The sequence below is a fragment of the Paraburkholderia dilworthii genome, assembly GCF_000472525.1.
GTDB lineage: Bacteria > Pseudomonadota > Gammaproteobacteria > Burkholderiales > Burkholderiaceae > Paraburkholderia > Paraburkholderia dilworthii.
Window position 1 is genome coordinate 1 of sequence record NZ_AWZT01000031.1, and the last position, 21094, is coordinate 21094.

The following is a 21094-nucleotide window of genomic DNA, read 5'->3' on the forward strand; positions in this document are numbered from 1 at the left end:
GTCATTCTTCCGGCGGCGCTGCGCGCGCCGCAGCGGTCGCCGATGGCTCCCCCGCCGAACGCAGGAGGGCGGTGTTAAGCGGGCCATTCCGACGAGCACGTAGGTGCGAGGCGGGAAGTATGACTCCCTTGTCACAGGCGCCGAATGTGCGAGAGCACGGATTCCAGATGTACCACTACCCGTTCCAAGCCGTGGGATCCACCTATGAGCTAGCGGTGTGAGCCGCTTTCTTTGCTTATCTTTCTTTGCGGCGGCAAAGAAAGTAAGTGCCGCCCCGCACAGGGGCAACACCAATAGACCACCAGGAATTCAAGGAAAGGCCAAAGACCAAAAGACCAAAAAAAACCAAAACCCAGCCAAAGGCAAAAACCGCCATCAGGCAAAAGTATCAACCAACCCCACACTCCGCCGCACACCAACATCCTCGACACCGATCACAGCGCCAGAGCCGCCCCCACCACCAAAAACCTCTCCCTCAGCCGCGGAGCGGCCCCCAGACCTCCCCGAACCGGCATTCTGCTGCTGCCCGCCCTGGCGCCCGAATCCATCGCTCACGCTCGCACTGCCGAGCCCGATGCCGTTCGCTTCCATCGCCTCGCGCAGTTTGGGCAGAGCCGCCTCGACGGCCTCCCGCACCTGCTGGTGCTGCGAAACAAACAACGCATGTGCATGGTTATCCGCAACCTGAAGCACAACCTGGAGCGGCCCGAGATCCTTCGGATTCAATGTCAGCTCGGCGCTTTGCGAATGCGCATTCGACAGGAACACCACCTTCTGGCTCAGCGCTTCCTCCCAGTCGGTCGTGCCCACTTGCGGCCCCAGCGCATTGGCTGCTGCCGCCGCGCTCGCGTTGCCCGTCGTCTGCGCCGCGGCCGTCGTGCTGGCGGCGCTCGCCGCCGCTGCCTGGGTCGCGGCCAGCGCAGCGGTCGCCGCGTCGGCTGCGTTCTTGAACGACGCCGGGTCGTCCGCCTGCGCGCCCACTGCGCCCGCCGATGTCAAGGCGCCCGCCGCAGCCGCCGAAGCAGCCGCCGTCGGATCGGCTACTGCCGCCGTCGCCGTCGATGCGCCGCGTGCCGCTGTCGAGCCCTTGCCGCCGCCGGAGAGACCGGCTTCCAGCGCCTTGCTATTGGTATCGTTCAACGACGCGTTCGCGCTCGCCAGACCGTTTGCCGCCGCGGCCGCGGCCGCGCCGCTCGCCAACGCCTGCGATGGGATCACGGCCTGGCCGTTCGCCAGCGCTGCCAGCGCCGCCTGTAGCGAGTCTTGCAGCGATTTCGGATCGGTCGGCGCTTTCCTGCCGGGTACGACGACCGTGGTGCCGTCGGTGGCCGCGCCGGCCGCGGTTGCGTCGGCATCCGTCGATGCGGCGAGGTTCGCGCCAGCCGGATCGGCGGCAGCGTTCGCATCGGCTTGCGCTTGCGCCTGTGCGGCTGCGGCGGCTGCCGCAGCGCTGGCGTCGCTGCTGCTCGCCGAGTTGGCCGCGTTGCCCGACTTTGGCGGCGTGGCCTTGGTCTTGTCTGTCGATGCCTGTTGCGACTTGTCCGCCTGCGCAGCCGACGACGCTGCATCGGTCGCGGTGCTGTCCTTGTCGCTGCTCTTGTCGTCGGCGCTCTGCGTTGTGGAATCATCCGGCGGGGGCGCGTCGTGCACGCTCGACGACGACGCCTGCGACGCATCCGCGGGCGACGGCGTCGGCGCCGCGGCCGCCTGGTTTGCGCTCGCGTTGAAGCTCGCCGCTGCACCTGCAGCCGCACTGTTCTGCAGGCTGATGCTCTGCTGCAAGGTTTGCGAGAACGGCTTCGCGCTTGCGGCGGCGAGAGCCGCCGCGCTGCTGGAACCGTTGTTGGAGGCGCTGCCGGCAGAACCCAGCAGCGAGCCGATCTGTGAAAGAAGCGACATAAGTGTCCTGTCAATCCGTCAAAGGGTGCGGTGTTCAGTCAGTCGAGGGCGGCGCAGGCGTCAGGCGCCTTCGGCGCGCATCCTCAGAATTCGTGCAGCGTGTTCGTCGGCGTCGCGCTGATCGCGCCGCGCCACGGTTTTGGCTTCGGCCGCTTCGCCGCGCGCTTGCAGCACTTCATACGAGCCGAGCTTCTGCTTCTGACGCTGCCAGTCGGGCTTGGCCGCCTCGACTCGCGCATTGGCCGTCACAAGCAGGTTGCGCTGCTGTTCGATGGCGGCGTCGAGCGTATCGATAAACGCCTGAAAATTGCGCATATTGCCGGCGGGCATGCCCGCCTGGGCGGTCGCCGTGAAACGCGCGTGGTATTCGTCGCGGTACTGCACGAGCGACTGGAGTTGCGCTTCCACGTCATTGCGCTCCCGTTGCGCGCGGCCAAGACGTTGCGCGGCGGCATCGACATCGTCCTGCGCGAGTCCAATCAACGTCTTGATCGGAAAGTGTTTCGCCATCGTCAGGCTCCTTGGGCAAACAGCGCGTCCAGCATCTCGATACTCGGTTCAAAGTTCGCGCATTCGCGAAAGCCTTGCTGCAGGAAGGCTTCCATCCGTGGATACAGCGCGATGGCGCGGTCGAGCAACGCGTCGCGCCCGCTCGAATAAGCGCCCACGTTGATCAGATCGCGGTTGCGCTGATAGCGCGACAGCATCTGCTTGAACATACGCGTTTTGTCCAGATGGTTATCGTCGATCAGCGCGGTCATTGCCCGGCTAATCGACGCTTCGATGTCGATGGCCGGATAGTGGCCGGCCTCGGCAAGCGAGCGCGACAGCACGATATGACCGTCGAGAATCGCGCGCGCGGAGTCGGCAATCGGGTCCTGCTGGTCGTCGCCTTCGGTCAGCACCGTATAGAACGCGGTGATCGAGCCGCCGCCCGCCGGGCCGTTGCCGGTACGTTCGACGAGCGCCGGCAGCTTCGCGAACACCGAAGGCGGATAACCTTTGGTGGCGGGCGGCTCGCCGACGGCCAGCGCGATTTCGCGCTGGGCCATCGCGTAACGGGTCAGCGAATCCATCAGCAGCAACACGTGCTTGCCTTGATCGCGGAAATATTCGGCGAGTGAGGTCGAATACGAGGCCGCCTGCATCCGCAAAAGCGGCGAGACGTCGGCGGGCGCGGCGATCACGACCGAGCGCGCGAGTCCTTCCTCGCCAAGAATCTGTTCGATGAATTCCTTCACTTCGCGGCCACGTTCGCCGATCAGCCCGATCACGATCACTTCGGCGCTGGTATAGCGCGCCATCGTGCCGAGCAGCACCGACTTACCGACGCCCGAACCGGCGAAGAGGCCCATGCGCTGGCCGCGTCCCACCGTCAGCAGCGCGTTGATCGCGCGCACGCCGACGTCGAGCACCTTGTGAATCGGCTCGCGATTCAGCGGATTGATGACCGGCGCGGACAGCGGCGCATCTGCGTGCGCGCCGAGCGGGCCGAGTCCGTCGAGCGGACGGCCCGACGCGTCGAGCACGCGACCGAGCAGTTCCCAGCCCACCGGCAGACGCTTCGCGCCCGCCATCGGATCGGCGATCGGCGCGCTTTCGAGCGGATAGACGCGCGCGCCGGGCAGCAGGCCGATCACTTCCGTAGTCGGCATCAGAAATAGTTTGTCACCGGAGAAGCCGACAACCTCGGCTTCGGCCATCGGCAGCGAACTGCCAGGCGGCAGCTCGATCATCACTTCCGCGCCCACCGAAAGGCGCAATCCAACCGCTTCGAGCACGAGACCGGCGGCGCGCGTCAGACGTCCGCAGGCACGCATCGGCTTGGCGATCGCGTTACGCGCGCGCAGTGCGTCGAGCCGGCCGCGCCAGGCTTGCATGTGCGGATTGCTGTCAAGCGCGGGATCGTACGCAGGGGCTGCGGCGCTTGCTGCCTTCGCGGCGGCGCGCGAACCGGCAGCCGTACCAGCGCCCGAGGAGCCGGCGCCCGCAGCCGGTGCCGATTCGCGGCTCGCGGCCGCGCCCGTCACCGGATGAGCGTGAGTTGCGTCAGCCGCGGTCGCGTCGATTGAAATCGCATCCGCGAACGGCGCGTCCGCGAGCGCCTCGGCGCCGAACGACGCCAGCGCCAGCTCGCGTTCGAGCGGCGTCAGATCGCTTGCGCGGATTTCCTCGAGCGTCGGCTTCACCATGTACTCACTTTGCCGAGTGCCGCGGCAACGCGTTCCCAGCGGGTATCGATGCCGGCGTCCACTTCGCCGCTGCCGGCTTGCGCGCGGCAGCCGCCGCGCTCCACTGCCGGATCGGTGCGCACGGTCCAGCCGCGCGTTTGCAGTTCTTCCATCAGATAGGCTTCGACCACCGGCAGATCGGCGGGGCTCACGATCAGCGCGGGCGCGCCTGTGAGCGCGGGCTCGACAGCGAGCACTTCGCGCGCGGCGGCGATCAGCGCGGTCGGGTCGTGCTGCACGTGCTGGCGCACGACCTGTTGCGCGATGTCGAGTGCGAGCGCAACCAGCGTCTCCGAAATGGCGCCTTGCGCGCCGTCGAGCGCGGCCTTGAAGGTTTCGGCGAGCGCGGCGAGTCGCGCGGCTTCCTCGCGCGCTTCGCTCTTGCCCTGTTCGAAGCCTTGCGCGTGACCTTGCTCGTAACCCGCCTGATAGCCGAGTGCCTGACCGGCCACGTGGCCGGACGCGATGCCCTGCGCGTGCGCGGCTTCGCGCAGACGTTCGAGTTCGGCTTCGAGTGCCCCTTCGTCGATTTCGGACGTGGGCGGCGCGGGCGGCACCGGATCGAACGAGGCCATCTCCCAGCGCTGGTAGGCCGAGAGGCTTTCCTTTGCCGTGGAGTTGCGATTAGACATATGCATCTTCCGCCTTGCCGCCAATCACGATCTGGCCGCTTTCCGCCAGGTTGCGCACGATCTGCAGGATGCGGCGCTGTTGCGTTTCCACTTCGGAGACACGAACCGGGCCGCGCGCGTCGAGGTCTTCGGCGAGCAATTCGGCGGCACGCTGCGACATGTTCGACAGGAACTTCTGACGCAGTGCGGGCGCCGCGCCCTTCAGCGAAATGATCAGTGCCTCGGATTCGACTTCCTTCAGCAGCAACTGGATCGCGCGGTCTTCGAGGTCGAGCAGGTTCTCGAACACGAACATCTGATCGACGATCTTTTGCGCGAGCTCCGCGTCGTACTGGCGAACGTTCTCGATGACGCCTTCCTCGTGGTTGCTCGACATGAAGTTGAGAATTTCCGCCGCCGTGCGAATACCGCCCATCGGGCTGCGCTTCAGGTTGTCGCTGCCCGACAGGAGGCCGGTCAGCACATCGTCGAGTTCGCGCAGCGCGGCCGGCTGAATGCCGTCGAGCGTCGCAATCCGCAACAGCACGTCGTTACGCAGACGGTCGGAGAAGCACGCAACGATTTCCGACGCCTGATCGCGGTCGAGGTGAACCAGAATCGTCGCGATGATCTGCGGGTGCTCGTTCTTGATCAGTTCCGCGACAGCCGGCGAATCCATCCACTTGAGACCCTCGATACCGCTGGTATCGCTGCCTTGCAGAATCCGGTCGATGATCGCGCCGGCCTTGTCGTCGCCGAGTGCCTTGGTCAGCACGGAACGGATGTACTCGTTGGAGTCCAGCGACATGCCGGTGTGCTTTTCCGCCTCGCGCACGAACTCGTGCAGCACGACGTCGATCTCCTCGCGCGTCACGGCCTTCATGGCGGCCATTGCGACGCCGATCTTCTGGACTTCGCGCGGTCCGAGAAACTTGAACACCTGCGCGGCTTCTTCCTCGCCGATCGACATCAGCAGAAGCGCGCTCTTCATTACGCCTTCAGCGCTCATCGGTCACCCAATTTTTGACGACAGTTGCAACGATCTTCGGATCCTGGCGCGCGATGCTGCGCGCGAACTCCAGGTTCCGCTCATATTTGTGTTTCGCGTTTTCAAGCGCCAGCATCTCGCTGTCGCCTGCGTCCATTTCGACGTTGCCGTTGGCGCGTTCCGCAACCGGGATGCCGTCGAGCAGGATCGGCTCGTCCGGCGACGGCAACGCTGCGGCGGCGACCGGTTCCGGCGGCGGGAAGGCGCGGCGCAGCGCCGGTTTCACCATCACGAAGTACAGGAACAGAGCCACCGCGCCGATGCCGAGATACGTCGCGATCTGCTTGTAGAGCGCCAGCATGTCCGGCGTACGCCACCACGGCAGATCCGCGCTCGGATCGAGTTCGCTGGTGAACGGACTGTTGACCACGTTGACCGAGTCGCCGCGCTGCGAGTCGAAGCCCATCGCGTCCTTCACGAGCTGGTTGACCTGCGCGAGCTTGTCGGCGGTGACCGGCTGCATCGTGGCGTGTCCCTTGCCGTCGACCACGCGCAGATAGTTGACGACCACCGCCACCGACAGACGCTTGATGCCGCCCATCGGTCGCTCGAGGTGACGCACGGTCTTGTCGAGCTCGTAGTTCGTCGTCATGTCCTTACGGTCGCTGACCGGCGTTGTCGTCACGCCGCCGCTCGCGCCATTGGGCGCGTTGATCGGCGCGGACGCCGGCTGCGGCGGCTGGTTCGACAGCGCGCCCGGCACGCCCGAGGCGCCGCCTTGCGACATTTCGGTCGCGGTGCTCGATTGCTGGCTGCGGATCGCCGCCTGCTGCGGGTTGCCGTTCGGGCCGTAGTTTTCCGAAGTCTGTTCGCTGTGCGAGAAGTCGATGTCGGCGCTCACCTGCGAATGCGCGTTGCCGGCGCCGAAAAGCGGCGCGAGGATCGCGTCGATGCGCTGCTGCGTGCTGCGCTCGATCTGCTGGCGATATTTCAGTTGCGACGCGTCAAGCCCGCCGCCAACCGACGGTTGCGTCAACAGGTTGCCGTCCTGGTCGAGAATGGTCACGCCCTTGACCGGCATTTCCGGCACCGCCGACGACACCATATGCGTGATCGCCAGCACCTGGCCTTCGTCGAGCGCGCGGCCCGGATAGAGATTGACGAGCACTGAAGCCGACGGCGCTTCCTTGTCGCGCACGAACACGGACGGCTTCGGAATCGCCAGATGCACGCGAGCTGACTTGACCGAGGAAATCGACTCGATCGTGCGCTCCAGTTCGCCTTCCAGCGCGCGCTGATAGTTGATCTGCTCGGCGAACTGGCTGATGCCGAACTTCTGGTTGTCCATCAACTCGAAGCCGACCGAGCCGCTCTTCGGCAGCCCTTGGGACGCGAGGCGCAGCCGCATTTCATGCACCTGCTCGGCCGGCACGAGGATCGCACCGCCCGTCTCCGAAAACTTGTAGGGAATATTGGCCTGCTGGAGCGCGGTGATGATGGCGCCGCCGTCGCGGTCGGACAGATTGCTGTAGAGCACCTTGTAGTCCGGCGCGCGCGACCACAGGAACAGACCTGCCACCACGGCGACCAGCAACGCCACTGCGAAGATCAGCGGGGCGCGCGGGTTGCCGCGCATTTGCGCGAGCCCCGACAGGCGCTGGCCGAAATTGCCGCCGAGGCCGCCACCGAGGCCGCCCAGGTCCGCGCTTGCGCCGGGCTGGCCGGTGCCCGCCGCCGCCGCGCCGGGCTGCGCGCCGGCGAGGCCCATGCGGGCGTCGGGGTTGATCAAAGAGTTGGCTGACGAATCCATGCGTCGGGTTTCTCCGGGATGCCTTTTGCGTTCTGCCGCTCAACCGCACCGAGGGTCGGCGGGAGTATGGACAGAGACTTTCACGACTGAAATTATCCGCACGGCAGCCCCGCCCGATTGCTTGAATAGAGCCGGGTTTCCCCCCTAGTTTCGGGGCTTTCCCGTCATGCTCACTGCTATGCTTTCGTTCAGATCGGTACGGTTTGGTCGTGCCGCTCGTCATTACTGGAGAGAACAATGACTTTGCCCGTGAACGCGATTTCGTCGGCGCTGCAACAGTTGCAGTCGATGGCGGCGCAGGCGGCCGGCGGCAGCACCGCCGCGACCGGCGCAACGGCTGCAGGTGCGTCCGGCGCGGCTACGGCCGGCGGTTTTGCGTCGGCACTGAAGGCTTCGTTGGACAAGATCAGCGGCGATCAGACCAAGGCGATCGGCGAATCGCAGGCATTCGAGCTTGGCGCGTCGAATGTGTCGCTGAACGACGTGATGGTCGACATGCAGAAGGCGAACGTGGGCTTCCAGTTCGGCCTGCAAGTGCGTAACAAGCTGGTGTCCGCCTACAACGACATCATGCAGATGCAGGTCTGAACGAGTCTGCGGCCGCGGCGGCAAGAATGTTCCGCCCGCCCGGCTGCAACTGCCCGCATGACGCACGCCGCGCTGCCCCGACGGGCTTGCGCAGCCTGGCCCCTTAATCCTCCTTACACTGGCCTAAAGCTTTTTCGCTGCGTATCCGATAACCAGATACAGGCATGAATCGGGGTGCGCAAACGCATCGCGATGGGCTGCCACGACCAACCGCAGTTGCAATCGAGGAGGAGCGCCGATGTTTTCCCCAGGACACTCTGGAGCCAATGCGTACGCACGCGTGGGCGTCGAGACAGGGGTGATGGGCGCGAGTCCGCATCGTCTGATCGTGATGTTGTATCAGGGGGCCCGACAGGCAATCGCGCAAGCGCGGATGCATGTGCAGCAGGGCAATGTGTCCGGTCGTGGAGAGGCGATCGGCAAGGCGATTCAGATCGTCGAAAGCGGGCTGCAACAGTCGCTCAACCTTGAGGTGGGCGGCGAGATTGCGGAGCGGCTGAACGCGCTATATAGCTACATGTCGCGCCGGCTGCTCGAAGCCAACATAAAAGAGAGCGAGGCGATGCTGGTCGAAGTCGACGGTCTGCTGGCGACGCTCGAAGAGGCATGGATCGGGATTGCCCCGGAGATAACGCGGGTGGCTGCCCAGCCGGTCGCGGAAAGCATGAGATGACATCGAACGCAGAATACTTTGCCCGCTACGAGGCCATTGCAGCGTTGTCCTGCCGCATGCTGATGGCTGCCCGACGCGCCTTGTGGAACGATCTGGTCCACTTGCAGGATGAGTACCGGCTGCTCGTGGACGCGTTGAAAGACGCGGAAACCGGCGTCAAGCTCGATGAGACGGAACGCTTGCGCAAGTACGCGCTGATCCGGCAAATCCTCGCCGACGACGCCGCGATTCGCGACCTGGCCAATCCGAGCCTCGCCAAGCTGTCGGCGTTGTTCGGCGGCCGGCCGTCGCGGCTGCTGAAGGAACTGTACGGGGCGCGCTAACGGTGGCCGCAAGCCGTCTGACCGCATGAACTGAGCGCGCTGCCGCCAATGTGACCAAGGAATCGGCATGAACGGAATCGACACGGCCCTCGCATCGCTGCTCGCGACCCGCGTCGACAGCCTGCTCAACATTGCCCCTGGCAGCGCCGCCACCACCCAGACGGGCGCGGCGGATGTAGAGACCGCGCCGGCCACTGCCGCACCGGTCGCGCCGTCTGTGCCGCAGCCTTCGGCGCAGACCGCTCTGTCCGCGGTCGCGCTCGCGCTCAACGCGATCGTGCGCTCGGGCGGCGAGGCGACGCCCGCGATCGTCGGCCAGACGCCGATCTGGCCCGCCGCTCCCGCGCTCGACGTCGAGGTGGGCGCTTTGCCGCTCTTCGACGCGCCCGCTGCTCCCAATCCCGCTTCCAGTGCCGCAGCTTCTGCGGCCACCGCGAATGTCGCGGCGGCCCAGGTGCCCGTCGCGGCGCTCGCGGCTGCGCTCGCGCGGACGGTCGGCGACAGCGGTCTCTTCTACGAAGCGCATCTCGCGCAATGGCTGAGCGGCCAGCGCGCGCCCGAGACGCTCGCCGGCGAAGCGCAGAACAAGCTCGTGGCCGCCGCCGCGCAATTGCCGCTGAACTGGGCTGGCGATGGCAGCGAGGCGTCGCCTGCGCAGGCCGCCGGGAAGCAAGGCGTGGGCGCGGCGCCGCAGGGCGCGTCGGGATCGTCCGGCGCGGCCGATGCCGGCAACGCGAATGCGGCGAATCCGGGCGCGGCCAATACCGCCGGCCGCGCGATGCCGTCGATCGACACGGTGCAGGCCGCGCGCTTCGTCGCCGGTGAAGTGCTCGCGAGTTCCCTCTCCGACCTGAACGGTCAGCCTTCCCATACAGGTTTGCATAACGCGGCCTCGCCGTCGGTTGACGGCGGGTCGTCGCAGAATGCGCAGGCGGCCGCGGTTCATCCCGCGACCGTGCCGCTCGTGCGTCAGCAGCTCGATCTGCTCGCGACCGGTCAGTTTCGCTGGACCGGCGAAGCGTGGCCCGGCGCGAAGCTCGACTGGACCATCGAGCAGGAAGGCGACGAGTGGGAACGCAGCGGCGGCGGCACGGCAAGCGAGGACGATCAGCCGTGGCGCACGCGCCTCACGTTGTCGCTGCCGACGCTTGGCACCGTCGACGCCGAATTGACGTTGACCGGCATGCGCCTCGTCGCGCGTGTGCAGGCGAGCCCCGGCGGCGCGGCGCGTCTTGCGACGCAGGGCGAAAGTTTTCGCCAGCGGCTCGCGGCGGCGGGTATCCAGCTGAACGGTTTGACGATTCGCGAGATTGGCGGCGGCGCGCCAGCCACGGGTGCAGCCGCGGCAGGCGCCTCGGCTGCGGCTCAGGCCGCGGCGTCGGCGTATGCGCGGTCGGCTTCGGCGGCGAGTCGGGCGGATGCCGCAGCGTCGGCGGCCTCGGCGCCGCCGGCAAGCGCTGCGGCCGGAAAAAGCCGTCGCACGTCGAATGCGGCCCGTCCCGTCACTGCGCCGCTCGACGACTTCGACTGGGATATGTGATGAGCCGCAAACATCGCCGCAGCGCGGCTGCGCTCGTCTACGACGCCCAGGGCGGCGAGGCGGCGCCGCGCATAATCGCCAAAGGCTACGGCATGCTCGCCGAGATGATCGTGCAGCGTGCCAAGGAAGCCGGTCTCTATGTGCATGAAGCGCCCGAAATGGTCTCGCTGCTGATGCAGGTGGATCTCGACGCGCGCATTCCACCGCAGCTTTATCAGGCGGTGGCCGAATTGCTCGCGTGGCTGCATCGGCTGGAAAGCGGGGCGGAGCACGAGCCGGCGCCGGCAGCACCGGGCGGCGCCCTGCGCGGCACGGACGACGTCACGGACGTGGTCGCAGTCGACCTTGATAACGGCGCCGCCGGACGATAACGGTGTGAGTCGAGCGACCAGCGGTAAGGAGTGAGGTATCGCAGCGGGGTTGGATAGCGAGCTTGGGTAGCGGATCGGGCAACTGAGCCGGCAGGCCCGCTCGCTGCGCAGTCGGCCGGTTGACGCGTTTCCCAGGCCTGACAGCGATCCGATCCGTTACCCGACGAGCGACTGCACCAGCCGCCCACGCAGCTACGCAAGCCGTTCTCGCTCAAAACCGCATCATCAGTTTCAGCAACGCGTTGACGCGCTTGCCATACGGCGGCGAAATCCATGCACGCGCGTTCAGACGCGCCTGCGTCAGAACGGGCTTCATCTTCGAAAACGTCACGAAGCCTTCGTAGCCGTGATACGCGCCCATTCCGCTTGCCCCGACTCCACCGAATGGCAGGCTTTCGCACGCCAGATGCATCAGCGTTTCGTTGATCGCCATGCCGCCCGCAATGGTTTCGTGCGTGACCCGTTCGATGCTGGCTGCGTCGTCCGCATACAGGTAAAGCGCAAGCGGGCGCGGCCGGGCGTTGATCCACGCGATGGCGTCGTCGAGTGTGTCGTACGGCACGATAGGCAGCAGCGGCCCGAAGATTTCTTCCTGCATCAGTTCGCAATCGTCGGGCGCGTTGGTGACGGCGATTAGCGGGTAGCGGCGGCTCGCCGGATCGGGCGCGCTGTCGGTCAGCGGATGCAGTTGCGCGCCGGCGGCCTGTGCTTCGTCGGCGAGACGTTCCAGCCGCTCGAAGTGGCGCGGCGAAATGATCGACGTGTAATCCGGGTTATGCGCGAAGCCGGGATACATCTTCGTCATCCGCGCGCGCGCCCGCTCGACAAACGCCTGTTCCTTGCCGCGCGGCACCAGCACATAGTCCGGCGCGATGCAGGTTTGCCCGGCATTGAGCGTCTTGCCGGCGACGAGGTTATCGACGGCATTGTCGAAACGCGCATGGGTGCCGATGATCGCTGGCGACTTGCCGCCGAGCTCCAGCGTGACCGGCGTCAGATGCTCGGCGGCGGCGCGCATCACTTCATGGCCGATCTTCGTCGAGCCGGTGAAGAGCAGATGATCGAAGGGCTGCGCGCTGAACGCAGCGGCGAGGCCTGCGTCGCCGTTCACGACAGCGACGTGATCGCGTGCAAAGGTTTCGCCGATCAACTGCTCGAACAACGCCGAGGTGCACGGCGTCAGTTCGGACATCTTGACGATCGCCCGATTGCCGGCGGTCAGCGCGCTGATGAGCGGCCCGGCGGCGAGCAGCACCGGATAATTCCACGGCACGATGACGCCGATCACGCCGAGCGGCTGCGGCACCACCTTCGCGCGAGCCGGCAGCAGCCATTTGTTGGTGCTGCGGCGCTGCGCTTTCATCCACCGTTTGCCGTGCCGCAGCGCGGCGTCGATTTCTTCCTTCACGAGCAGGAATTCCGCGAGCAGCACTTCCTGCTTCGCGCGATTGCCGAAGTCGGCACTCATTGCATCGGCGAGCGCGTCGCGGTTGTCGAGCAGGACTTTGCGCAGTGCCTTCAGATGCGCCGCGCGCGTTTCCCATGACGGATACGGCGCGCGCAAATACGCGTGACGTTGATCGCGAAGCAGCGCCTCCAGCGCGGCGACGTCGGGCAGATCGTTCTTCATTGTTCACCACTCCCTGATGAAAGATGCGCGGTCGCGCCGCGCTTATAGGTGTCGTTCCGGCGCATTTGCCGTTGCTTACCGCGCCAGGTGCATCGCAAAAAATCTCAGAAGCTCCGGCAGACGTTGCGTCCTGCTGCGGTTTGCGACTTCAGCCTGGAAAAGCCCGCTCGACAATCGCCGCATGATCGAACGTGGCAGCCAACGTCCCGTAGACGCGGCCGCTTTCGCCGCAGCCGCTGGTGAGACGTGTGGCAATGAATGCCTCGGCGACAACGGCAGGCGCATGCTTGATGAGCAGCGTGGCCTGCGCAATCAGTACGATCTGTTGCGCGATACGCCGCGCCGAGCCTTCGCGATGTTCGGCGGGACCATTGAGCGCCACGGCCAGCTTGCCAAGCGCAGCGCTCAATGCCGGATGCGCGGCCGCATCCGCTTGCCATTGGGCGAAGAGCGCTTGCGCCGCTTCCGGTTCGCGCTCCATCGCGCGCAGCACGTCGAGACACATCACGTTGCCCGAACCTTCCCAAATCGAGTTGACGGGAGCTTCGCGATAGAAGCGCGCCATCGGACCGGTCTCGACATAACCGTTGCCGCCCCAGACTTCCATCGCCTCGCCGGTGAATTCGAGCGTGCGCTTGCAGACCCAGTATTTCGCCGCTGGCGTGACGATGCGCCGCCATGCACGCTCGGCGGATGCAACCGGCGAGTTCGCGGCGGATGTCGTCGGCTGTGCATCGGCGGATTGCTCGAACGCGTGCGCGAGCCGCATGAACAGCACGGTGGCCGCTTCCGACTCCAGCGCGAGGTCGGCGAGCACATTGCGCATCAACGGTTGATCGGCCAGATGCCGGCCGAACGCGCTGCGATGGCGCGCATGATGGATGGCCTGCACGAGCGCCGCTCGCATCAGCGCCGCGCTGCCGATCACGCAATCGAGCCGCGTGTAATTCGCCATTTCGATGATCGTCGGCACGCCGCGTCCTTCGTCGCCGATCATGATGCCGAACGCGTCGAGAAATTCGACTTCGCTGCTGGCGTTCGAGCGGTTGCCGAGCTTGTCTTTCAGACGCTGGATCTGCACTGCGTTCTTGCTGCCGTCGGGCGCAAAGCGCGGCACGAAGAAGCAGGAGAGGCCGGCGTGATCGTGAGTGCGTGCGAGTACGAGATGTGCGTCGCATTGCGGCGCCGAGAAAAACCATTTATGGCCAACCAGTTCGTAGGCGCCGCCGCGGCCGCCGGCGGCGATCGCACGCGCTTGGGTCTGATTGCTGCGCACATCCGAGCCGCCTTGCTTTTCGGTCATGCCCATGCCGATCATCGCGGAAATTTTTTGCGTGAGCGGCACGTCGCGTGGATCGTGCTCGCGTGCATAGAGTTTGTCGCGCAGCGTCCCGAACAATTGAGGTTCGCGCTGCAATACCGGAATGCTGGCGAAGGTCATCGTCAGCGGGCACAGCGAGCCGGATTCGATCTGCGCATGCAGAAAATAACCGGCGCAGCGCGCGGCCATCGCGCCGGGCTGCGGATTCGAAAACGGCAACGCGTGCAGCCCCTCGCGACGCAGCAGCGATAGCAACTCGTGCCACGCGGGATGAAACTCCAGCGCGTCGATCCGCTCGCCGCGCGGGCTGTGCGTGACGAGTTCGGGCGCGTGGCGGTTGGCGAGCTCGGCGAGCGCGAGCGTATCGGGCGTGGTGAGCGCCGCGCCGTGCCGCAGCAATGCATCGCGATGCCATGCGGCGCCGTCGCGGTCGAGCGCGGCTGAGAGCGCGAGGTCGCTGGAAAAAAGGTTGTAGTCCGCGAGCGGCGGCGCCTGATTGGTGACTTCGTGAGTCTGACCGAAGCTATGGCGTTGCATCTGCTGTCTCCGTTTGCCGCGGGTTCAACCGGCGGTTCGCCGGCATGTTTCATCGCGCGGTGGGTGCCCTGCGTGTGGCGCGTTCGTGGACCGTCTGCGGTCTCTTCTAGCCTCTTGCCGTCTCTTGTAGCCTGCTCAGCGCTCGAGCTTTGCGGCCGGCTCTGCGGCGCGAATCGCGCTGCGCCGTTTGATCGCTGTCTGTCTGCCGCGTATCGAGAGCGCATCGCGCGCTGGCGGTGTTTGAATGCCGCTCACGGCCGTCCGGCGGGCGCGCGCGGGTCTTTCATCATAGGGTCGCGAGGGCGCTTGCGTTTAGAGTAATCGCTCTGACGCGAAGCCGCCGCAGCATCCGAACGCTCCCTACAATGCCGGGGAAACACACGTAGACAAGTGTGCACGAGACAAGGTCCGCGAGCAACGCGGCCTATCAGGAGGAGCGATGGAATACGACTACATCATCGTAGGCGCGGGCTCGGGCGGTTGCGCGCTCGCGAGCCGTCTCGCGGACAACTGTCCCGACGCGACGATTGCTCTCATCGAAGCCGGGCCGCACACGAACCGCAACCTGTTCGTCAATATGCCGGTGGGCGTCGCGGCAGTGGTGCCGAACAAGCTCAAAACCAATTACGGCTATCTGACCACGCCGCAACCCGGCCTGGCCGGCCGCCGGGGCTATCAGCCGCGCGGGCGCGGTTTCGGCGGATCTAGCGCGATCAACGCAATGATCTACACGCGCGGCCATCCGCTCGATTACGACGAATGGGCGCAACTGGGCTGCGACGGCTGGTCCTGGCGCGACGTGCTGCCGTATTTCCGCCGCGCAGAGAGCAATGAGCGCGGCGCCGGCGCTTGGCACGGCGACTGGGGTCCGCTCACCGTGTCGGATCTGCGCTACCGCAATCCGTTTTCCAGGCGTTTCGTGCAGGCGGCGCTCGAAGCGGGCTACAAGCCGAACGACGACTTCAACGGCGCCGACCAGGAAGGCATCGGCTTCTACCAGGTCACACAGCGCGATGGACGGCGTTGCAGCGTCGCGCGCGCTTATATCTACGACCGCGAGCGCGCCAATCTCCATACGATCGCGGATGCCACCGTACTGCGCGTCGTCTTTGAGCAAAAGCGCGCGAGCGGCGTCGAGATCGTGCGCGGCGGCCGTCGCGAGACGCTGATAGCGCGCGCCGAAGTCGTACTGGCAGCGGGCGCCTTCAACTCGCCGCAACTGCTGATGTGCTCCGGAATCGGGCCGGCCGCGCATCTGCAAGCGCACGGCATCGACGTATTGCACGACGCGCCACAAGTCGGACAGAACCTGATCGACCACGTCGATTTCACGATCAACAAGCGCGTGTCGTCGATCGAGCCGACGGGCTTTTCGGTGCGCGGCATCGCGCGAATGGTGCCGCAGTTCGTGACCTTCATGCGCCACGGACGCGGCATGTTGTCGAGCAATGTGGCGGAGGCGGGCGGCTTTCTGAAAAGCAGGCCGACGCTCGAGCGGCCCGACCTGCAATTGCATTTCTGCGCGGCGCTCGTCGACGACCACAACCGTCATATGCATTGGGGTCACGGCTATTCGCTGCATGTGTGCGTGCTGCGGCCCTTTAGCCGCGGCAGCGTAACGCTCGCCAGCGCCGATGCGCGTGCCGCGCCGGTGATAGATCCGCGTTTTTTCAGCGATTCGCGCGACCTCGACCTGCTAGTGGAAGGCGTGCGCATGGCGCGGCGCATTCTCGACGCGCCATCGCTCGCGCTGCACGGAGGTCGTGAGCTATATACGCGGCCGGGCCAGACGGATGCGCAATTGCGCGAGACCATCGCCCGGCATGCCGACACGATTTATCACCCGGTCGCGACCTGCCGGATGGGCGGCGACCCAGATTCCGTTGTCGATCCGCAATTGCGCGTGCGAGGCGTCACGGGACTACGGATCGTCGATGCATCGGTGATGCCGACGCTGATCGGCGGCAATACGAATTCGCCGACGGTGATGATCGGCGAACGCGCGGCTGAACTGATCGCGGCGGCCCGTCGCGAGCCGCATGGCGTGGCGTCGGCAGAGGCGGCGATAACCGTGGCGCCCGCGGCCAATGCCGCTTGAAAGCACGGCTGGGCGTTGCCTTGGCCGAAGGCAAAGCGACGGCTTTTCGACCTCAAATAGAGATAAGTTGGCCGAACGTCGTCTAAATCGTCATAAATTGTGCCATTCGGTTTATGAGATCTCCCGCTGCCTATAATCGCCGCGCAAAGTGCGGGCGCGTCAGGTGGCGAATCCGGGAACTCAAGGAAGCGAAGGCATGAGCATCGATTTGATTCACGCAATTCAATCCGCGTTGACGGACGAAGTGGTCGGGCAGTTGGGAGCGCGCATCGGCTTGCCGCCCGAGGCGGCGCGCTCGGTGATGAGCGCGGCAGCGCCCGCGCTGCTCGCCGGTTTGATGCAAAAGGCTGCCACGCTCGAAGGCGCACGCTCGCTGTTCGCCACCGTCACCTCGCCCGATGTCAACGCGAGAATCGCTGAGCAGTTGCCGTATCTGACAGCGAGTACCGGCGGCGTCAGCGAACTGGAAGGCGCAGGGCGCGGTTTGCTCGAACGTTCGCTGGACCGTCGCGCCGAATCGCTCAGCGACGAACTCGCCGCGCAAACCGGCGTGCCGGCGCACGCTACGCATGCGATCACGGGCATTGTCGGCGCAACCATGGTGGGCGTGCTGAAACAGCAACTGCTCGGGAGCCAGGGCAGCGTCGCTCAATTGCCGGCGCTGTTGAGCCACCAGATGCCGCTCATCGCACCGTATCTGAACGACCGCCTGCTTGCGGCGCTCGGCTTGGGCGGCGTTGGTGCTTTCGCCGGCAGCGTGCTCGCGCAGCTGAAGGCCGTGTCGGCACATATCGAGCAACCCACGCCAACGGCAACGCCCACACCCGAAGTCACTGCCGCGGTCCAGGTACCGGCTGACGCGGTGGTCCGCGAAAAACGCCGCTCGCACGCGTGGCTGTGGTGGCCGCTGCTGGCGATCATCGCGGCCGCGATGCTGCTCGTGTATCTGTTTCCGGGCGGCTTCCCGCGCGGGCTATGGGGCGGAGACCGGGCGGCCAGCCAAGGTGCTGAACATGGTGTCGCCGCGCAGGCGGCATCGGCGCCGGTCGAGGCGTCAAGTGAACTCACCGCAGTTGCTGCGGCGAGCAATGCCGCAGCATCCACTGCAGCGCGAGTGGTGGCCGGCCTTGATGCGGCGAGTTCGGCGCTGGCGGCTGGGGCGTCGGCTCCGGTTCCTTCTTCGGCTTCGTTAGCTTCTTCTGCTCCTGCTCCGGTTCCTTCTTCGGCGAGCGGTGTGAGCGCCGCAAGCGCCGTAAGCGCCGCAAGTGCCGGAAATGCCGCAAGCACCCCAAGCGCTAATAGCGCTACCAGCACCACTAGTCTCGCACGTCAGCCAGGCGTGGCCGCCGCCCCGACGAAAGACAGTCAGCTTGCTTTTATCGTCGGTGAAAGCGGCAAGCCGACACTCACCGCGACGGTCGGCAGCGAAGCCGAAAAAACTCGGCTGATCGATGAACTGACGAAGCGCCTCGGCCAGTACCACTACGCCGCGAATATTGCCGTCGATCCAGCTACGAAGCCGGCCGGCTGGCTCGCCAGCCTCGACGGCCTGGTCCCGCTGATGAGCGTGCCGGGCGCGGAACTCAGATTGGACGGCGCACATGTCGACCTGAGCGGCGCCGCCGCCAATGCAAAGCTCGGCTGGCTGAACACGCTGAAATCGCTGTTCGGTCCGTCCTACGAGATCGGCACATTCGACGTGCAGAGCGCACTCCAGCAGGCAACCGCAAATTTTCGCAGTGCGATCCAGGGGCTACTCGCGCCCAACGCTACTTGCGCCGCAGCCGATGTCGCCAAGGTGCTGAACCTGCAGGTGATCAATTTCACGAGCGCGAGCGCGCATGTGCCGACATCGGCAGTGGAAGACCTGAACCAGTCGGCGCGCGTGCTGAACGCGTGTGCGCGCAACGGGCGCACGGTGAAGCTCGAAGTGGCGGGATACTCGGATAACGTGGGCGGCGAGCAGGCTAACCTGCAACTGTCGAAGCAGCGCGCCCAGGCGGTTCGTTCGTACCTTGTCGGAATGGGTGTTCCAGCGGACTCGCTGAGCGCCCAGGGCTATGGCCAGGCACATCCTGTTGCAAGCAACGACACGATGAGCGGCCGCTTCGCCAATCGCCGGATCGAGTTCATCACGCAGCAGTAGGGCCGTTGTTCCTGCGCGTGGGAAAAACATGCCGTCCGGGTCGCCGGGCGGCATGTTGTCATTCCGGCCGCGGTATGTTGAGCGGCGCTGCGATGCCCGTCAGGCCGAGCATCAGGTCGTCGCCAGCCCGGCCGGGCAGCGTCTCGCGGGCCACGTCGAGCCACGCGCGCGCGGCATGCGACAGGTAGCCGTCGCGGCGCCAGCCAATCGCCATTTCCCAGGGAATCTCCGGCTCGACCACCGGCCGGCAGGTGAACTGCGCGGCATCGAGCCGCCGGCAATAGGGCGCGGGCAGCAGCGCGATGCCGACGCCGGCAAGCACGAGCGCCGCCATGAAATCCCAATGCCCGCTGCGCCCGACGATAGTCGGCGCGAATCCCGCCGCGCGGCAGGCGCTGAGCACGACGTCATTGAGCGCGAGGCTTTCGCCGTAGAACACGAACGGCTCGTTGGCGAGCTGGGCGAGCGGCACTTCGCGAAGCTCGTCCCAGCGCGAGCCGGTGCGCGCGACGAGCCAGAGCAACTGGCGAGTGATCGGCAGCACGTCGATATTTTCGGGATCCACCGGCTGGAGCACGCCCCCGAGTTCCAGTTCACCGTTGATCAGCGCGGTCTCGATCGCGCGCGAGCCCTGCTCGAACAGCTTGAGTTCGATCTTCGGATAGCGCTGGCGGAACGTCGCGATGGCGGGCGTAAAGAGCGAGCCGCCCATCGGCGGAATACCGATGGTGAGCTCGCCCTGACCAAGCGTGCCGAGGTCGTTCAGTTCGGCTTGCAACTGCGCGTGCGCGGCGAGCACCTCTTGCCCGCGTTGATAGACGATGCGGCCCGCGTCGGTCAGCACCATCTGGCGGCCGTCGCGCAGCAGCAGTGGCGAGCCGATCTCGTCTTCGAGCGACTTCACCATCTTGCTGATGGTCGGTTGGGTGACGAACATCTGCTCGGCGGCGACAGTGAAGCTCTGCTGACGAACGACTTCGACGAAATAGCGCAGCGCACGCAGTTCCACGATCGGCTCCAGATTCCATATTGGAATGAATCGGCCGATTGTAAGTCATGCTATTTATGGCGACGAGGCGACGAGGGCGACGAGGGCGACGAGGGCGACGAGGGCGACGAGGGCGACGAGGCGGCTTTTGGACTCCGCGCAAACCGCGCCCTATATATTGAGATCAGTGTTCTGTCTCGCGCGCTACCATCGTCAGTTTTTGCCGCGCCTGCCGCCGCCTACCCTCATGACGCCAACTTCTGCCATCTGCATTGTTGTTCCCTGCTACAACGGCGCCTCGACACTCGCTCGCGCGCTCGAAAGCTGCCGACTTCAGCCGGAGGCGGCGCAGATCATCGTCGTGGATGATGGTTCGACCGATACCTCCGCCGATCTCGTCTTTCAATACGCGCGCTCGGACTCCCGCATCGGTCTGCTGCGCATGCCCTGCAATGGCGGCGCAGCGCAGGCGCGCAATTGGGGCGCGCTGCACGCGTCGCACGATCTGCTCGCCTTCCTCGACGCCGACGATGAATACCAGCCAGGCGCGTTGGCAGCGACAAGCGCATTCCTCGCGCAAAACCCGAAGCAGGTGTCGGTGCGGCTCGACGTCGAATACGTCGATTTCCCGATCGAGATCACCAGCCACCCGGACTTCGCGCACCATGCCGAGACGCTCAGCAATACGGTGCCGAGCAGTCTCGTCGTGCGGCGGGCGGTGTACGGGGCGCTCGGCGGCTTTCCGATGGACGAAACCTTTCGCCGTATCGGCGGCGAAGACGGCGCGTTCTCGTGGGCGCTGCGCGAGCTTTTCGGCAATCCGCGGCTGGCGGACGCGAAGCGCGTGCGCATGCATTACCACCCGGGCATTCATGCGGAACGCTATTTCCGCATTGCATTCGGCTGGCTGACGCCGGATCCCGCCGACGTCGACGATGCTTTCCGCTTTTCCCGGCAGTTCCTCGATAGGGCGATTGCGGGCGTCATCCAGTTGCACAACGCGCAGATGACCGCGGAAGCTCCCGCGCAAGCGGTGGGCGGCGCGGCTGCGGCATGAGTCATCCGGAAGGCCCGACAGAAGCCTCCGACAAGCAAGTCCAACAAGCCGCGCCGTACGCCGCCGCAAACCCATCGCGCGCCCGGAAGCCATCTCGATTTGCTACAATCGCCGTTCGTCTTCGAGGAGCGTTGCGACGGGTACCGCGAATCAGCATATTCGCCGGCCGCCCGCCAGGCTCGGAGGCTTCAATCGGAGGGCCAGGATGCGCATAGCGCTTTCCCATCCACCGCATCGAACCGCGCTCACGTCAAATTTCTAGTCACTACTTAGAAAGGAGGGC

General features: G+C 65.7%; 17 protein-coding genes and 1 riboswitch. Of the genes, 8 read left to right on the forward strand and 9 right to left on the reverse strand.

Features of this window, described 5'->3' with window-relative positions:
- Positions 1-375: 375 nt before the first annotated feature.
- Genes F759_RS0123430 through fliF form a run of 6 tightly spaced genes read right to left on the reverse strand, consistent with a single transcriptional unit; the run spans position 376 to position 7539 of the window.
- Positions 376-1899, reverse strand: a complete 1524-nt coding sequence (locus F759_RS0123430; RefSeq protein WP_027801998.1) for a flagellar hook-length control protein FliK — start codon at positions 1897-1899, stop codon at positions 376-378.
- A gap of 60 nt (positions 1900-1959) precedes the next feature.
- Complete coding sequence (fliJ, locus tag F759_RS0123435; RefSeq protein WP_020070765.1) at positions 1960-2409, reverse strand: flagellar export protein FliJ; 450 nt, start codon at positions 2407-2409, stop codon at positions 1960-1962.
- Positions 2410-2411: 2 nt separating this feature from the next.
- A complete protein-coding gene (gene fliI, locus F759_RS0123440) occupies positions 2412-4091 on the reverse strand; it encodes a flagellar protein export ATPase FliI (RefSeq protein ID WP_027801999.1) in 1680 nt (559 codons plus the stop codon).
- Positions 4085-4768, reverse strand: coding sequence for a flagellar assembly protein FliH (gene fliH / locus F759_RS0123445; protein WP_027802000.1), 684 nt, complete (start codon positions 4766-4768; stop codon positions 4085-4087). Before fliH ends, fliI begins: the two co-directional genes overlap by 7 nt.
- Positions 4755-5750 carry a flagellar motor switch protein FliG gene (gene fliG, locus F759_RS0123450; RefSeq protein WP_027802001.1) on the reverse strand — a complete coding sequence of 332 codons (996 nt, stop codon included), beginning with the start codon at positions 5748-5750 and terminating at the stop codon, positions 4755-4757. The genes fliH and fliG overlap by 14 nt, the downstream gene beginning before the upstream one ends.
- Positions 5740-7539: a flagellar basal-body MS-ring/collar protein FliF gene (fliF, locus tag F759_RS0123455; RefSeq protein WP_027802002.1), complete on the reverse strand. Its 1800-nt coding sequence runs from the start codon at positions 7537-7539 to the stop codon at positions 5740-5742. Before fliF ends, fliG begins: the two co-directional genes overlap by 11 nt.
- Positions 7540-7776: 237 nt before the next feature.
- On the opposite strand from fliF, the gene fliE reads away from it, so the two are divergent.
- The 5 genes from fliE (at position 7777) to F759_RS0123480 (ending at position 11034) form a co-directional block, all read left to right on the forward strand.
- Positions 7777-8127 carry a flagellar hook-basal body complex protein FliE gene (gene fliE / locus F759_RS0123460; RefSeq protein ID WP_027802003.1) on the forward strand — a complete coding sequence of 117 codons (351 nt, stop codon included), beginning with the start codon at positions 7777-7779 and terminating at the stop codon, positions 8125-8127.
- Positions 8128-8365: 238 nt separating this feature from the next.
- Positions 8366-8800 (forward strand): flagellar export chaperone FliS, encoded by a 435-nt coding sequence (fliS, locus tag F759_RS0123465; RefSeq protein WP_027802004.1) that lies wholly within the window; start codon positions 8366-8368, stop codon positions 8798-8800.
- On the forward strand, positions 8797-9123 hold the full coding sequence (locus tag F759_RS0123470; RefSeq protein ID WP_027802005.1) for a flagellar protein FliT: 327 nt from the start codon (positions 8797-8799) through the stop codon (positions 9121-9123). Before fliS ends, F759_RS0123470 begins: the two co-directional genes overlap by 4 nt.
- Before the next feature lie 67 nt (positions 9124-9190).
- A complete protein-coding gene (gene fliK / locus F759_RS0123475) occupies positions 9191-10663 on the forward strand; it encodes a flagellar hook-length control protein FliK (protein WP_027802006.1) in 1473 nt (490 codons plus the stop codon).
- Complete coding sequence (locus F759_RS0123480) at positions 10663-11034, forward strand: EscU/YscU/HrcU family type III secretion system export apparatus switch protein (RefSeq protein WP_027802007.1); 372 nt, start codon at positions 10663-10665, stop codon at positions 11032-11034. Before fliK ends, F759_RS0123480 begins: the two co-directional genes overlap by 1 nt.
- 211 nt (positions 11035-11245) lie before the next feature.
- On the opposite strand, the gene F759_RS0123485 is transcribed toward F759_RS0123480, so the two are convergent.
- Positions 11246-12664, reverse strand: coding sequence for a coniferyl aldehyde dehydrogenase (locus F759_RS0123485; protein ID WP_027802008.1), 1419 nt, complete (start codon positions 12662-12664; stop codon positions 11246-11248).
- Positions 12665-12812: 148 nt separating this feature from the next.
- Positions 12813-14522, reverse strand: coding sequence for an isovaleryl-CoA dehydrogenase (locus tag F759_RS0123490; RefSeq protein WP_027802009.1), 1710 nt, complete (start codon positions 14520-14522; stop codon positions 12813-12815).
- Between the two features lie 439 nt (positions 14523-14961).
- Here F759_RS0123490 and F759_RS0123495 point away from each other — a divergent pair, with 439 nt between their 5' ends.
- Positions 14962-16620, forward strand: a complete 1659-nt coding sequence (locus F759_RS0123495; protein WP_027802010.1) for a GMC family oxidoreductase — start codon at positions 14962-14964, stop codon at positions 16618-16620.
- A gap of 196 nt (positions 16621-16816) precedes the next feature.
- Positions 16817-18766: an OmpA family protein gene (locus F759_RS0123500; RefSeq protein ID WP_027802011.1), complete on the forward strand. Its 1950-nt coding sequence runs from the start codon at positions 16817-16819 to the stop codon at positions 18764-18766.
- 58 nt (positions 18767-18824) lie between these two features.
- Here the strand turns inward: F759_RS0123500 and F759_RS0123505 are convergent, their stop codons facing one another.
- A complete protein-coding gene (locus tag F759_RS0123505; protein ID WP_027802012.1) occupies positions 18825-19775 on the reverse strand; it encodes a LysR family transcriptional regulator in 951 nt (316 codons plus the stop codon).
- Positions 19776-20001: 226 nt separating this feature from the next.
- Between F759_RS0123505 and F759_RS0123510 the strand changes: the two genes are divergently transcribed.
- Positions 20002-20811, forward strand: a complete 810-nt coding sequence (locus tag F759_RS0123510) for a glycosyltransferase family 2 protein (protein ID WP_027802013.1) — start codon at positions 20002-20004, stop codon at positions 20809-20811.
- 117 nt (positions 20812-20928) lie between these two features.
- A riboswitch (S-adenosyl-L-homocysteine riboswitch) is annotated at positions 20929-21065 on the forward strand.
- The last annotated feature ends 29 nt before the right edge of the window (positions 21066-21094 follow it).

Coding starts and splice junctions, on each gene's coding strand:
- F759_RS0123480 (WP_027802007.1), top strand. CDS start 10,663: ATGAGCCGCAAACATCGCCGCAGCGCGGCTGCGCTCGTCTACGACGCC.
- fliH (WP_027802000.1), bottom strand. CDS start 4,768: ATGCATATGTCTAATCGCAACTCCACGGCAAAGGAAAGCCTCTCGGCC.
- fliS (WP_027802004.1), top strand. CDS start 8,366: ATGTTTTCCCCAGGACACTCTGGAGCCAATGCGTACGCACGCGTGGGC.
- fliJ (WP_020070765.1), bottom strand. CDS start 2,409: ATGGCGAAACACTTTCCGATCAAGACGTTGATTGGACTCGCGCAGGAC.
- fliE (WP_027802003.1), top strand. CDS start 7,777: ATGACTTTGCCCGTGAACGCGATTTCGTCGGCGCTGCAACAGTTGCAG.
- F759_RS0123495 (WP_027802010.1), top strand. CDS start 14,962: ATGGAATACGACTACATCATCGTAGGCGCGGGCTCGGGCGGTTGCGCG.
- F759_RS0123500 (WP_027802011.1), top strand. CDS start 16,817: ATGAGCATCGATTTGATTCACGCAATTCAATCCGCGTTGACGGACGAA.
- fliF (WP_027802002.1), bottom strand. CDS start 7,539: ATGGATTCGTCAGCCAACTCTTTGATCAACCCCGACGCCCGCATGGGC.
- F759_RS0123485 (WP_027802008.1), bottom strand. CDS start 12,664: ATGAAGAACGATCTGCCCGACGTCGCCGCGCTGGAGGCGCTGCTTCGC.
- fliG (WP_027802001.1), bottom strand. CDS start 5,750: ATGAGCGCTGAAGGCGTAATGAAGAGCGCGCTTCTGCTGATGTCGATC.
- F759_RS0123470 (WP_027802005.1), top strand. CDS start 8,797: ATGACATCGAACGCAGAATACTTTGCCCGCTACGAGGCCATTGCAGCG.
- F759_RS0123510 (WP_027802013.1), top strand. CDS start 20,002: ATGACGCCAACTTCTGCCATCTGCATTGTTGTTCCCTGCTACAACGGC.
- F759_RS0123490 (WP_027802009.1), bottom strand. CDS start 14,522: ATGCAACGCCATAGCTTCGGTCAGACTCACGAAGTCACCAATCAGGCG.
- fliI (WP_027801999.1), bottom strand. CDS start 4,091: ATGGTGAAGCCGACGCTCGAGGAAATCCGCGCAAGCGATCTGACGCCG.
- F759_RS0123430 (WP_027801998.1), bottom strand. CDS start 1,899: ATGTCGCTTCTTTCACAGATCGGCTCGCTGCTGGGTTCTGCCGGCAGC.
- fliK (WP_027802006.1), top strand. CDS start 9,191: ATGAACGGAATCGACACGGCCCTCGCATCGCTGCTCGCGACCCGCGTC.